The organism is Psychrobacter sp. 28M-43 (genome assembly GCF_014770435.1).
Classification (GTDB): Bacteria; Pseudomonadota; Gammaproteobacteria; order Pseudomonadales; family Moraxellaceae; genus Psychrobacter.
Genome location: NZ_CP061739.1, coordinates 217596 through 230726, shown reverse-complemented (window position 1 = coordinate 230726; position 13131 = coordinate 217596). Strand labels below are relative to the sequence as shown.

11 protein-coding genes and 2 tRNA genes are annotated in these 13131 nt (G+C 42.9%); 10 read left to right on the top strand and 3 right to left on the bottom strand.

What is annotated here, in order from left to right; translation table 11 throughout:
• Positions 1 to 113: 113 nt before the first annotated feature.
• Both IEE84_RS01015 and hemA read right to left on the bottom strand, forming a co-directional pair.
• Entirely contained in the window at positions 114 to 1250 is a 1137-nt protein-coding gene (locus IEE84_RS01015; RefSeq protein ID WP_191114579.1) for an aminotransferase class V-fold PLP-dependent enzyme, read from the bottom strand.
• A gap of 355 nt (positions 1251 to 1605) precedes the next feature.
• Positions 1606 to 3018, bottom strand: a complete 1413-nt coding sequence (gene hemA / locus IEE84_RS01010; protein ID WP_191114578.1) for a glutamyl-tRNA reductase — start codon at positions 3016 to 3018, stop codon at positions 1606 to 1608.
• Between the two features lie 689 nt (positions 3019 to 3707).
• On the opposite strand from hemA, the gene IEE84_RS01005 reads away from it, so the two are divergent.
• The 3 genes from IEE84_RS01005 (at position 3708) to ispE (ending at position 7402) form a co-directional block, all read left to right on the top strand.
• Positions 3708 to 5525 carry a tetratricopeptide repeat protein gene (locus tag IEE84_RS01005; protein WP_224737827.1) on the top strand — a complete coding sequence of 606 codons (1818 nt, stop codon included), beginning with the start codon at positions 3708 to 3710 and terminating at the stop codon, positions 5523 to 5525.
• A gap of 191 nt (positions 5526 to 5716) precedes the next feature.
• Positions 5717 to 6349: a lipoprotein insertase outer membrane protein LolB gene (gene lolB / locus IEE84_RS01000; RefSeq protein WP_191114576.1), complete on the top strand. Its 633-nt coding sequence runs from the start codon at positions 5717 to 5719 to the stop codon at positions 6347 to 6349.
• A gap of 90 nt (positions 6350 to 6439) precedes the next feature.
• On the top strand, positions 6440 to 7402 hold the full coding sequence (gene ispE, locus IEE84_RS00995) for a 4-(cytidine 5'-diphospho)-2-C-methyl-D-erythritol kinase (RefSeq protein ID WP_191114575.1): 963 nt from the start codon (positions 6440 to 6442) through the stop codon (positions 7400 to 7402).
• A gap of 39 nt (positions 7403 to 7441) precedes the next feature.
• Here ispE and IEE84_RS00990 read toward each other — a convergent pair whose 3' ends face one another.
• Positions 7442 to 7855: a DUF6911 family protein gene (locus tag IEE84_RS00990; protein WP_191114574.1), complete on the bottom strand. Its 414-nt coding sequence runs from the start codon at positions 7853 to 7855 to the stop codon at positions 7442 to 7444.
• A 220-nt stretch (positions 7856 to 8075) separates the two neighbouring features.
• Between IEE84_RS00990 and IEE84_RS00985 the strand changes: the two genes are divergently transcribed.
• From IEE84_RS00985 to IEE84_RS00955, 7 genes are all read left to right on the top strand, one after another.
• Positions 8076 to 8151, top strand: a tRNA-Gln gene (locus IEE84_RS00985).
• Positions 8152 to 8390: 239 nt separating this feature from the next.
• Positions 8391 to 8466, top strand: a tRNA-Gln gene (locus tag IEE84_RS00980).
• A gap of 109 nt (positions 8467 to 8575) precedes the next feature.
• Positions 8576 to 9523, top strand: coding sequence for a ribose-phosphate pyrophosphokinase (locus tag IEE84_RS00975; protein ID WP_057758042.1), 948 nt, complete (start codon positions 8576 to 8578; stop codon positions 9521 to 9523).
• Between the two features lie 421 nt (positions 9524 to 9944).
• A complete protein-coding gene (locus IEE84_RS00970; RefSeq protein ID WP_057758040.1) occupies positions 9945 to 10625 on the top strand; it encodes a 50S ribosomal protein L25/general stress protein Ctc in 681 nt (226 codons plus the stop codon).
• 175 nt (positions 10626 to 10800) lie between these two features.
• Positions 10801 to 11382 (top strand): aminoacyl-tRNA hydrolase, encoded by a 582-nt coding sequence (gene pth, locus IEE84_RS00965; protein WP_101205142.1) that lies wholly within the window; start codon positions 10801 to 10803, stop codon positions 11380 to 11382.
• A gap of 100 nt (positions 11383 to 11482) precedes the next feature.
• Positions 11483 to 11863, top strand: coding sequence for an aspartate 1-decarboxylase (gene panD / locus IEE84_RS00960; protein ID WP_010196068.1), 381 nt, complete (start codon positions 11483 to 11485; stop codon positions 11861 to 11863).
• A gap of 188 nt (positions 11864 to 12051) precedes the next feature.
• A complete protein-coding gene (locus IEE84_RS00955; RefSeq protein WP_191114573.1) occupies positions 12052 to 13077 on the top strand; it encodes a calcium/sodium antiporter in 1026 nt (341 codons plus the stop codon).
• Positions 13078 to 13131 lie beyond the last annotated feature (54 nt).

Here is a 13131-nt window from a genome sequence, read left to right as displayed (position 1 = left end):
CAGTATTTTTTATAACTGTAAAGACTGTACTGTAAAGGCTTTAAAAAGGGCAGTGAAAAAGACTTAATAAGCTATCACATTAATATCTTTATCAGCCCTCTTAGTTGGTATCTTTACTGGCCTAGCACTTTATCAAGTGCCGTTTCAAAACGCGCTACTGTGCCATCGATATCAGTCAATTTGTCCAAGCCAAACAGACCCAATCGGAAAGTTTTAAAGTTATCAGGCTCGCCCACTTTTAATGGTACGCCAGCCGCGATTTGCACCCCGATTTCAGCGAACGCGCTACCTTTATGTATGTCCTCACGATCAGTATAAGAGACGACAACGCCAGGCGCTTTAAAACCTTCGGCAGCGACGCTCTCAACGCCCTTGGCTTCTAATACTTCACGGATACGTTTGCCAAGTGTCCACTGCGCGTCACACAATTTATCAAAACCAATTGCTTTTGCTTCATTCACAGCATCACGGAACTGACGTAAGCTGTCTGTCGGCATAGTCGCATGGTACGCATGACCGCCATTTTCGTAAGCACGCATGATGTTTAGCCATTGCTTTAGGTCGATACTAAAGCTATCAGACTCAGTACTGTCCACTTTTTTGACAGCAGCGTCGCTTAACATGACCAAGCCAGCGCCCGGCGTACTGCTCCAACCTTTTTGCGGTGCGCTAATCAGCACATCGATGCCCAATGCTTTCATATCTAGCCATACACAGCCTGAAGCGATGCAATCAATGACTAACAATCCGCCGACGCTATGCACAGCTTCGCTCAACGCTTTGATATAGTCATCTGATAAGATGATGCCCGATGAGGTTTCAACATGCGGCGCAAATACCACTGCTGGCTTTTCTTCTTTGATTTTGGCTACGGCAGCATCGATATCGACTGGAGCAAACGGCTTTGGCGACTCACTGTCATCGGCACGATTGGCGGTGAGCACTGTAGATGACTTGGCGATTTTGCCTTTTTCTAAGATTTGCGTCCAACGATAGCTGAACCAGCCATTACGAATGATTAGACAGTCTTCATCATTTGCCAACTGGCGAGCGACTGCTTCCATACCATAAGTACCAGAACCAGGAACGATCACCACGGCGTCCGCGTTATACACAGATTTTAGGTCACTAGATAGGTCGTTCATCACTTGCTGAAAGGCTTTTGACATATGGTTCAGCGCACGATCGGTGTAAACCACTGAATACTCTAATAAGCCGTTTGGATCGATATCTTGACGTAATGCAGGCATTGAACACTCCTAGTGTATGGTTAGATAATATGCGACATGGATTAGATAGCACTATAATCAAGTACTATTATTTGATGGTGAGGTCTTGCACTGTCTAGAGATGCGTTGTCTTTAAACGAACAAAAAACAACGAACACTGATGAGGTCTACTAACATTAAGTTAATATATGTGTAGTCATATTACGAGCAAACACCAGCACATATCTTGACCTGAGCCATCCATGAGAGCTTGATATTAGCACTGATACTGAAGGTTGACAACGATACGCTCAGGCAACGATATGACTTGCGCTATCGAGCATTTATTGATAGGTATTGGTTGATAAGTTTTGACTTATACAGCCACGATAAAACATCAATGTCCTCGATGAGCATCTTGTAGTCCTGACACCACGAAGTCTAGCAACTCACTGTCGCCTTCGCGTGCGGCTTTGCGCATCAGTTTCGATGGCGCATGAGTCAGTGTTTGAGTCAGACGTCGTGATAGCTCAGTGATGATGTCTTCTGGACTGACATCGTCTTGTTGCAGCTTAGCAATAGATTCATGCAGCAGCTTATCGACTTGACCTTGAGTACACGCGCGGTACTGCTGAATATCTTTACCGACTTGGCGAACCTGAAAGCGGCGATCTATTTCAACCACCAATTGACTCACTAACAGTTCAGCATCCACTGCGGCTTGGCGACGCTGTTCGATATTACCTGCAATGACATGCTGCAAATCATCGACAGAGTACAGATAAACATCATCAATACGGCTAATGGTCGAATCAATATCGCGCGGTACGGCCAGATCTATCATAAGCATTGGCTGATAACGGCGACGCTTAAGCGCTTGTATAGTCATTGTCTTATCAATCAATAAATCCATACTACCACTACAACTGCTAACGATATCGGCTTCTGCCAATACTTGCGGCAACTCTTGTAAAGGTCTAACGTCTACGCGGCGATTAGGGCCACGTAGCTCAGCGGCCAAGGCTTCGGCACGTTCGGGATTACGGTTACAGATAATGACTCGTCCAACCCCTAGCCCTGCGATATGGGTAGCCACTAAGCGATTCATCTCGCCTGCTGCAACGACCAGTAGAGTACGACTGGGTAAATCATCAAATATTTGTGTGACCAGTTTAGCTGCGGCAAAGCTAAGCGATACAGCCTGTGCGCCAACCTGCGTCTCGTTACGCACTCGTTTGGCGGCAGCGAACACTTGATCGATAATCCAGCCGAGCTGATTACTGAGTACTTTTTGGTCTTGAGCCAGGTGCACAGAGTTTTTGATCTGCCCGAGAATCTGCGGCTCGCCCAGTATCATAGAGTCCAGACCAGCAGCTACTCTTAACCAATGAGTCAATGCATGAGTATCACGATGTACATAGAGATAAGGATCAATATCAATGAGTGGTAATTGCTTGAAGTCAGCCAGCCACGTTTTGATTTTGGTAATATGCGCACTAATCGCAGCAGACGAGATATTCATGCTACTACTAAAAGCATTATTGGATGATGATTGGCCAGCAGCTTTGACATCCTGCACATTAGATAATTGTGAATCAGATAGTTGGCCGTTAGCGGGCTGCGACGTTGAAGTTTGCGGCACTAGCGCATAGATTTCAGTGCGGTTACAAGTAGAGACGATTACGCTACCATCAGTAAAGGCTTCTATTTGTTTGAGCGCGACATTTACATCGTCACCCACAAGCGCCAAGCGCTCTCGCAGAGCGACTGGTGCAGTTTTGTGATTGACCCCAATGACCACTAATCTCATTATCGATAGACCATAAACATGACGCTCAGTTGCCCCTTACGCTATCTTATTATTTTTAAAAGACAGTTTTTGACGACAGCGCTAAAAAGGAAGACCCTAAAAACCGCCTATTATATCATTATTGCGGGCTTTAATTAACACTCACCCATCTATGATAACCATATCTCTGTATCTGGTCGCAAATGTAACAAATCAACTACTCATACGATTTATAAAATCAATAGCTGGGTTTTGACTTATGGTCAATAATATAATGTTAAATCATTCGCTTACTCTATCTTAACTTGCTATATTTCTATAATATTCAGTTCGACAGACCTATCTATATTTAATCATCTTCAGTATCGTTCTTTGGCAACGTACTCGCTGCTAGTAGCACATTCATACAGTTAGACATGCCGATATTTGAGTAACACGGATGCTATTGTTTATCTCATCGGTCTACTCTTATAATGTTTGTCATGGGTACATATTGCCAATATATAACTTAAAATGATTAAAACAAACTTGCCTTATCTGTGTAGGTAAACCATGGGCGAATACGGCTATCTATGATTTTTTTTGGGTCATTACTTCGGTCACCACATCCCTATAGCGAATACTCTAGCTTCCGTGCTTTATTGCATGTTGCTATTGAGCTCCTGTGTCAACGATATAAGCTAGCGTTGTCTCTAGCTGTATGCCTGTGTTTGTCAGCCCCTGTTCATGCTAGCCATCCCGATGTATTGCTAGAAGCAAAAATCCCTAAAGTATCTGTTACTACCGATAACACGGCAGCTGCCAATAAGCCAAATGGCAATAAAGTAAATGATAGTAATGCCGCGATTGATACACCTTATAATAAAGATACACTAACCATAGAGAATGTAAAAAATATTAATGGTCTAGCGCCAGCCAGTCTATGGCAGCCTGAGCTTAGTGAACCAAGCTTGTACGCTCTACTAGATGCCGAGTTTGCCGCTGATCGCGATGACAAACGACGTGCGGTCTCTATTTATAAGCAACAGTCTTTTAAAGAAGATGCGACAGCGGTGTTTGAGAGAGCGCTTAGCCTGTCTTTGCGTAACGAAAGGGTTGAAGACTCATTACAGTTTGCCAAGACATGGCAAGACCAAAACCCTGACCACGTACCTGCTTGGTTTTATGTCGCGCATTTGGCCTTACGTGCCCACGACTACATATTAGCGGGTGAAACTTTAAACCGCATCTTGCGCTATGATCCACGCGCAGACTTAAGCGAAATCCTCATAGGTATTTATCCAAACAATGATGAAGACAAACGTGAACTTCTTGCTGCGTTGCAACCACTGGATAGCGAGCAAAATGCCTCATTGTCAGTATTAAAAGCGGGTTTACTCTATCAGTTTAACGAACCTGAAGTCGCTATCGTTCATATCAATCGAGCGCTAGAGCGTCAGCCAGACTACGTGCCTTTTATTACCTTAAAAGCGGATATATTACGCAAAATCGTGACCGCAGAGACTGTCATCAATTATGTCAGTCAAGCTCGTCTACGTAACCCCGATAGCAAAAGCTTATATCTATATGAGATTCGCTATCTATTAGATTTAAAGCAAAGCGAACAAGCGTGGAAGTTACTACTTGAGGCGCATAGCCGTTTCAGTGATGATTCTGAGATTACTCTGCTCGCAGCCTTAGTGAGCTTGGATATTGAAGAGTACGCTAGTGCTGATGAGCTACTCAATATGCTTGCCAAAAGTCCAGCTTATCTTGATCAAGCCTACTATTATCTGGGTATAAGTGCTGAGCGTCAGCAGTTGTTCGATCAAGCCAAATACTATCTCAATGGCGTCATGCAAGAGGATTTGGTATTAGAAGCGCGTAGAAAGGTAGTGGCGTTTGAATTACTCGATAACGATGTCGAGGGGGCAATCGCGACGTTAGAGAAGCTGCGCAAAGACTTCACAGTATTCGCGCCTGACACTTTTGTTATGCAAGCCGATATCTTGTGGCAACAAAACGAATCTGATGAAGCACTGCGTTTACTAACCCGTGCCGCTCGTAAATATCCTGATAATGAAATGCTACTTTTCGCGCGGGCTCAGCTGTTAGATGATAAAGAAGACTATGTCGTTAAGCGCACCTTGCTCAATCATTTGCAGGCATTAGATCCTAGCAATTTATCCTATCAGTTGAGCTATGCACAGTTGCTACTGGCAAATGAGCGCAGCTCAGAGCAAGGTTTGGCACTAGCTACCGCAATTATCCAGATTCGCTATGATGACCCACGTTATGATAACGACCTACATCTGCAAGCCTTAAATGTATTGGCGGGCAATGCATTGGCCAAAGAGAACTATCAGCAGGTTATCGACTATCTACAGACACCTTATGATGTGCTACCAACTTTGCGCTCAGGCACGCTGTTATTGCGCGCCTATCAAGGCTTAGGTAACAATGACAAAGTTGAAGCACTACTCGCAGATTTGCAGCAGCGCTTCTCATTTGGACAGCATAATATCAATGACCGCATACAGCTGTATTAATAGCGCTGATTTTGGATATATTATTCGAGCTTTGTAGTCACAGAGATATGATAGTTGATAAGGTTTTTATAAATAACGAAGCATTTATAAATTACAAGGTCGTTATAAGAAGCTAACAGCCGTGCATAACCGAGCAACAAATAACGCTTAAGCTAATATCTTTGTTCATCTTTCCATTTTGAGAAACTATTATGTCAGCTTCAATCACTTCTTTTAAACCAAATAAATTGGCTCTGTTTACTGCTATAACTGCAGCAATGGTCATTACCTCTGGTTGTCAGTCATTAAAAACGGCCAACGCGACTAACCAGCCAATGACGACTGTACAAGGTCAAAACGCTGAACAACCCAAAAAGCTAGAGAGCTTCAATATCACCGGTAAGATTGGGGTAACGACGCCTGCGAATGATTCGACAGGTACTCAAGGTGGTAGTGCATTTTATGCATGGGGTCAGCAAAATGACCGATTTGCCATTGAGCTGATTGGCGCACTCGGTATTGGTAAAACCAACATTGAATACAATGGCCAGACCGCTACTCTAGTCAGCGAAAAGACAGGTACATTGACCGCTGACGATCCTGAAACCTTGCTAAAGAAAGCCACTGGTTGGCAAGCACCAATTTCACAAATGCCTTATTGGATTTCTGGTCGCCCAGCACCTTCAGATAGTGCACCACAAATGGATGATCAGAGCCGCTTAGTTAGCTCAGTCAATGGTGAGTGGACAGCTAGCTTTACTTATAAAGGTACCGATAAGTTACCTAGTAAAATTAGTGCCGTACAACCACAAGGCAACAAAGTTGTAATGACGATTAACCATTAATCTATCCTTCATTAACAACAGAAAGCTTGCTAAAAACCATCATTGCTAATTAAGATAGCTATTTATAACTGCACCTTATGATAAAAAAATATGACTGAAAATATAGCCGCATCATCTGTTTCTATGATTACCCGTTTATCACCTGCAAAACTCAATCTGTTTTTACACATCACGGGTAAACGTGCCGACGGCTATCATAATTTGCAAACGGTATTTCGCCTGCTCGACTGGGGCGATTATTTGCATTTTTCGGTCAGCGATAATGCCGTGATTTCTACTATAGATAGTGAATTAAGCACCGATCAATTCTGTCATCAGCTACTGATATTGGCTGGTGCAGAGGCTATCACTATTAGTATAGAAGACAATTTAATTTTCAAAGCAGCGCGCGCACTGCTAGCATCTGCCATACAGTCAAACACTTTACCTGAGCAATTAGCAAAAGTGCATATCACTTTAGATAAGCATTTGCCAATGGGCGCGGGTCTAGGCGGTGGCTCATCTAATGCAGCAACGACTATGCTAGTGCTCAATGAGATTTGGCAGCTTAATTTTACCTGTGATGAGCTCATAAAGATTGGCGCAACTGTGGGTGCGGATGTACCAATATTTATATTTGGTCAAGACGCTATTGCGATGGGTATTGGTGAAGAGTTAACTACCATTGACCTACCTGACCAGCAATATTTGCTCCTCACACCTGATGCACACGTCAACACTGCCACACTTTTCGCTCATCCAAAACTAGAGCGAGACATCACGCCCCTATCGATTGAAACCATTCAAAGCCAATACGCTGATTATGTACAAACGCTCACTACGCCTTATCATAATGTCTTTACCCCAGTGGTCACAAGCCTTGCTCCTGCTGTTGAAGAGGCTTTATGTTACTTGCAAGGGTTAGAGCAGCAAGCACTGGCTACAGCACGCATGACTGGGTCTGGTAGCGCAGTGTTTTTGCCTCTAGATAGGAGCGCTGCCTCTGATAAAAAGCTATTGGCAAAATGGGTTACAGAGGCACCTTGTGCAGGGTATGTGGTGGGGAGTTTGTGATTTTCTATTATTACTTCTATGTCTTTTGAAGTATGAACTTCAATCTAAAAGACTCTGGGAAACATTACCTGTTGCATTAAACTCTAAAAAGCATGCTTTCGCTATTTCTAAATCATTGATAACCGTTGTAGCGCAATGCAACTCTCCCTTGATATACGTCCATTCTCCTTTAGGAGCATCAGGATTATAAGCCGTTCTTACGTCTACATATCTCTCTTCATCATAGTCCAATAGCATTAACAAATACCTTCCGTTCTCTAGATATAGAGTCAAATTTAGTGGCTCAACATCTTCTTTAGCAAGCATATTTTCCATGACGACTGTGCCACTGCATTTATCATTCAGCTCATTCAAGTTTGTCAAAACATACTCTTCGCTAGGCTTGTCTACTATACATATTTTTTTACTGACACCGCTGTCTACGTAATATCCTTCAAATTTTATATCAATCATTACCATCAGCCTCTAATTGATTTCAAAATATAGCCATACCACTTTATAATCTATATCAATATCTAAAACTATAATAAACCATTAAGGTCAAATATAACGACGCTTCTTAGGATTAACCTACCAAAATTCTTTCAGCATTGAATTAATATGAATAAATACCAGAAAAAGCCGCAAATGACTTGCAAAATCTGAAAATTTACTTATAATAGGTCGCCACAATAGGGGTATAGCCAAGTTGGTAAGGCATCAGGTTTTGATCCTGACATCCGTTGGTTCGAGTCCAGCTACCCCTGCCATTTTTTAGTACGAAGCGTTAGAGATACATCGAGTATAAGCGGTTTATAGACAGCCACTTATCTTATTGTCATTGACAACGTTATCCCAGTTTCGGTATAGTTCGCAATGGACACCGCTAGGGAAAAGTTATGTTTTAAACGGTTTATTCGTTTTTAGATAACTGACAGGTCATGACACCATATTAAGAACGACTACTTAGTCGCTATTATATATCGGTTGTTCATAGCCTAGACATTACAGGGGTATAGCCAAGTTGGTAAGGCATCAGGTTTTGATCCTGACATCCGTTGGTTCGAGTCCAGCTACCCCTGCCATTTTTTACTGTAATAGTATACTTCAACACCTTCACCACTCTTTTCTTAATTTGAGCAGTTTGACACTGCTTAGCGGTCGCTGCTTGAGTCAATCAATAGGACTTCTGTCATGCCTTATTTGGCGATTTTTACGGGTAATGCCCACCCAGAATTAGCAAAAACCGTAGCCGATCATCTTCACATACCTCTTGGTAAAGCTGACATCACGCGTTTTTCTGATGGCGAAATTGCCGTGGAAATCAAAGAACACGTACGTGGTAAAGATGTGTTTATCATGCAGCCTACTTGTGCACCGACCAACGACAACTTGATGGAAATCATGATGATGGCTGACGCTTTGCGTCGCTCTAGTGCTGGCCGTATCACAGCTGTCATGCCGTATTTTGGTTATGCTCGTCAGGATCGTCGTCCACGCTCAGCTCGTGTACCTATCTCGGCTAAAGTGGTCGCTGACATGCTGAACATCGTCAGTATCGATCGCGTAATGACTGTTGATTTGCACTCAGATCAGATTCAGGGTTTCTTTGATATTCCTGTAGACAACATCTACGGCACACCTGTATTGCTAAACGACCTACAAAAGCAAGACTATGACAATATCATGGTTGTTTCACCTGATGTAGGCGGCGTGGTTCGTGCACGTGCGATGGCTAAGCAGTTAGGCGATACCGATATGGCAATTATTGACAAGCGCCGTGCTCGTGCCAATGAGTCACAAGTAATGCATATCATCGGTGATGTTCGTGACCGTGATTGCGTTATCGTTGATGATATGGTCGATACTGCAGGTACATTGTGTAAAGCTGCCGAAGCATTGAAAGAAAATGGTGCCCGTCGCGTCTTAGCTTACATCACGCACCCTGTCCTATCAGGCAACGCACTGAAAAACATCAGCGAATCTGCATTGGATGAAGTGGTTGTGACCGATACAATTCCACTATCCGCTGAAGCCAAAGCTTGTAGCAAAATTCGTCAGGTAAGTATTGCACCGATGCTGGCTGAAAGCTTACGCCGTATTAATAACGAAGAATCTATTAGCGCGATGTTTGACGCTTAATCTGATACAGTTATTTTTAAAACAGCTATTGCGGTAATTTTTAGTAGCAATGGCTACTGAAATATATCTTGAATAGTTAAAAAACAGAGCGTCAAGTATCCTTACTTGGCGCTTTGTTTTGGGTTGGCGTTTTGCGTAGGTCTTTATTATTGCTACAGAATCACGTATAATGCGCGCCTGTGCTGACCTTTTCATTGTTTTTATTAGGCTAGCACTATCAAAAGTGCTGATCATGCTTAACAGCAACCATCGTTATGGTAATTATCATAGCGAGCGCTGCTATAAGCAAATGGCTAAGCTTAGACATTACGAGTTTTATTCGTAACCATAATATTAGCTATCATCACGTATTAGTGGATTGGTCGCAAATCCACTTTTTTATGACCAGACACTTCATCATTTTTTTTATAGGATTATATCCATGAGCATTAATCATTTTGAACTAAACGCCGTTGATCGTGCTGCTGAACTACAAGGTAAAGGTGCGAGCCGCCGCCTACGTAAGCAGAACCTAGTTCCTGCTATCATCTATGGTGGTAACGAAGAGCCAACAGCTATCTCTATCAAGCTTAACGAACTAGTAAAATCACTAGAATTCGAAGCGTTTTTCTCACACATCTTGACTATCAACGTTGACGGTGAAGAGCATCAAGCAGTTATCAAAGACTTGCAGCGCCATCCAGCTAAAGGCTTCCCAATGCATGCTGATTTCCAGCGCATTGTAAAAGGTCAGAAAATCCACATGAACGTTCCTGTTCATTTCACTGGTCGTGAAGATGCGCCTGGTACTGCTGCTGCTGGTGTACTATCTACTCTAGTATCTGATATCGAAGTTATCTGCTTACCATCACAGCTTCCTGAATACCTAGAAGTAGATGTGTCTGGCATGGAAATTGGTGATTTGTTCCGTCTATCAGACATCAAACTTCCTGAAGGCGTTGTTATTCATGAGCTTGAGCTAGAAGACGGCCATGACCGTACTATCGTTAACATGCAGCCACCAACAGTAGAAGAAGTTGATGCTGATGCTGACGTTGATGCTGATGAAGTACCAGCAACTGAGCAAAACGACGGTACTGAAGAAAACAAAGACAGCGAGTAATTACTATTTCTAACTAGTGCATTATTTTGTGCTGGTTAGTGATACATTCGTTTAGTCAATAAGACAGCAGGTGATTAAAATCTCCTGCTGTTTTTGTAAGTAAGGTTTGAAAATAAACTGTCTATCAGTACTTCACACCTTACCCCTATTTATCAAATTCAAGCAGGGTGTTTTTATGGCCATAAAGCTTATTGTCGGTCTTGGTAATCCTGGTCAGCAGTATATGTTTACGCGTCATAATGCAGGATTTTGGTTTGTCCATCATTTGGCTCAGCAGTTTAATATCACGCTCTCCCCTGATAAGAAATTTCATGGAGTGACAGGGCGTGGGCAGATTCATGGGTCTGATGTGCGCTTACTTATGCCGCTGACGTTTATGAATAAATCTGGTCAGTCAGTGGTGCCTATGGTAAATTTCTATGGCATCAAAAATGATGAATTGTTGATTGCTCATGATGAGCTCGATATTCCAGCTGGTAGTATCAAACTCAAAACAGACGGTGGACATGGTGGTCACAACGGCCTACGTGATATCACACCGCATATCGGCAATGATTTCCATCGCCTGCGTGTGGGTATCGGCCATCCTGGTCACAAGTCTAAAGTTAGTGGACACGTTCTCTCTAAAGCATCTCCTGATGAGCAGATTGCGATTGATAGCGCGCTGACAGCTGCTTTTGAAGCGCTCCCATTGTTGTTAGATGGTGATGTCGAAAAAGCACGTTCACAAATCAATGGCTTTAAATTACCAGAATAATATAGTCGTTCAATGATAATGACCTTTTATTTTGGCAATTTTATCCCCATTAACCTTTTGATTTAGTTAATTAATATCAGTTACGCCAAGGAACCAACCTATGCTACTTAATATGCTTAAATGCAAATTACACCGTGCCCGTGTTACCCATGCCGAGCTTCATTACGAAGGCTCTTGCGGTATCGACGGCGATCTATTAGATCTTGCTGGTCTACGCGAAAATGAATCTATTGATATCTATAACGTGACCAACGGTAAGCGCTTTCGCACCTATGCTATCCGTGCTGAGGCGGGCTCTGGTATTATCTCATTAAATGGTGCTGCGGCTCATATGGCAGATTTGGGCGATATCGTTATCATTTGTGCTTACGCGCATTTTGATGAAGTTGAAGCGTCAACGTATCAGCCAAAACTTGTCTATTGCAACGAAGACAACACCGTTAAAGACACAGCAAATATCATTCCTGTACAAGTTGCTTAATATGACAGGATGGTGAGGTTTTGGTAAATTTAAGATAACCACAAAGTTACATCTTTGAATTAGCTGCTATTATTACTAAAAATCTCGATGCTAAAGGGAAAGCTGAATCTAAATCAAGATTCGGCTTTTTTTATGCCACTTTTATTTATCAAATTCACATTTTTTATCATATACAAGGAAACATACTGATGTGGTTGGCCGCGCTTGCAATACTGATTGGGTTAGCAATTTTAGTTTGGAGTGCCGATGTCTTTATTGATGGGGCGACAGCACTAGCAAAGAAGTTTAGTGTGCCTAGCTTCTTAATTGGTGTCTTAATATTGGGTATAGGCACGTCAGCGCCTGAGATGGTGGTATCAGTACTAGCAGCAATAGAAGGCAGTCCTGAGCTGGCTCTAGGTAACGCTTATGGCTCAAATATCATCAACATCGCATTGGTACTCGGTGCAACCGTATTGATTAGCCCTATTATCATCCGTAGAGGCATCGTAAAACGCGACTTGCCCTTGCTGCTACTGATTACAGTCATCGCCGCTTGGCAGCTACGTGATAGGACATTGAGCCAAGTTGATGGTATCGTACTATTAATACTATTGGTCGCCGTCTTAGGCCTACAGATCATAATGAGTATACGCGAAGGCTATCATGAGCACGAAGACGATGTAGTCGTGGCTAATGCTAACTCAGCGCACTCAAATAACTTAGAGCACTTAGATAACTCAGAGAGCTTAGAAAAGCTAGAACCAAGCGTAACGCGTGGTCTTGTGAGTTTAATTATCGGTATGCTGATGCTCGTAGCTAGCTCACGCGCTATCGTTTGGGGTGCTGTCGAGTTAGCAACGCTATGGGGGCTTAGTGAGCTCATCATTGGTCTAACGATTGTCGCAGTTGGGACATCATTGCCTGAGCTGGTATCGAGCTTGTCAGCTGCCCGTAAAGGCGAACATGATATGGCACTTGGCAATATCATCGGCTCTAATATTTTCAATACTTTGGCAGTTGTTGGCTTAGCAACAGTCATTGCTCCTATCGCCGCCGACCCAGTGATTCTATCGCGTGATGTGATGGCGATGGGAATCTTGACGATATTGCTAGTTACACTATGCGTGTTCGCCTTTAAAACAAAGCGCCAGTTTGGTCGTACGTCAGGTGCCACATTGGTACTGTTCTTTATGGGCTACACCGCATGGCTGATCCAAAGCGTTAGTATGTAACTTTTTAGGCTAAACCAACTGAGCAGTAATAAGACTAAATTATTACGTCGATAA

Excerpts from the sequence above, each read along its gene's own strand:
- IEE84_RS01015 (WP_191114579.1), bottom strand. The coding sequence starts at position 1,250 with ATGCCTGCATTACGTCAAGATATCGATCCAAACGGCTTATTAGAGTAT.
- IEE84_RS00990 (WP_191114574.1), bottom strand. The coding sequence starts at position 7,855 with ATGATTGATATAAAATTTGAAGGATATTACGTAGACAGCGGTGTCAGT.
- ispE (WP_191114575.1), top strand. The coding sequence starts at position 6,440 with ATGACTGAAAATATAGCCGCATCATCTGTTTCTATGATTACCCGTTTA.
- pth (WP_101205142.1), top strand. The coding sequence starts at position 10,801 with ATGGCCATAAAGCTTATTGTCGGTCTTGGTAATCCTGGTCAGCAGTAT.
- IEE84_RS00975 (WP_057758042.1), top strand. The coding sequence starts at position 8,576 with ATGCCTTATTTGGCGATTTTTACGGGTAATGCCCACCCAGAATTAGCA.
- panD (WP_010196068.1), top strand. The coding sequence starts at position 11,483 with ATGCTACTTAATATGCTTAAATGCAAATTACACCGTGCCCGTGTTACC.
- lolB (WP_191114576.1), top strand. The coding sequence starts at position 5,717 with ATGTCAGCTTCAATCACTTCTTTTAAACCAAATAAATTGGCTCTGTTT.
- IEE84_RS00970 (WP_057758040.1), top strand. The coding sequence starts at position 9,945 with ATGAGCATTAATCATTTTGAACTAAACGCCGTTGATCGTGCTGCTGAA.
- IEE84_RS00955 (WP_191114573.1), top strand. The coding sequence starts at position 12,052 with ATGTGGTTGGCCGCGCTTGCAATACTGATTGGGTTAGCAATTTTAGTT.
- hemA (WP_191114578.1), bottom strand. The coding sequence starts at position 3,018 with ATGAGATTAGTGGTCATTGGGGTCAATCACAAAACTGCACCAGTCGCT.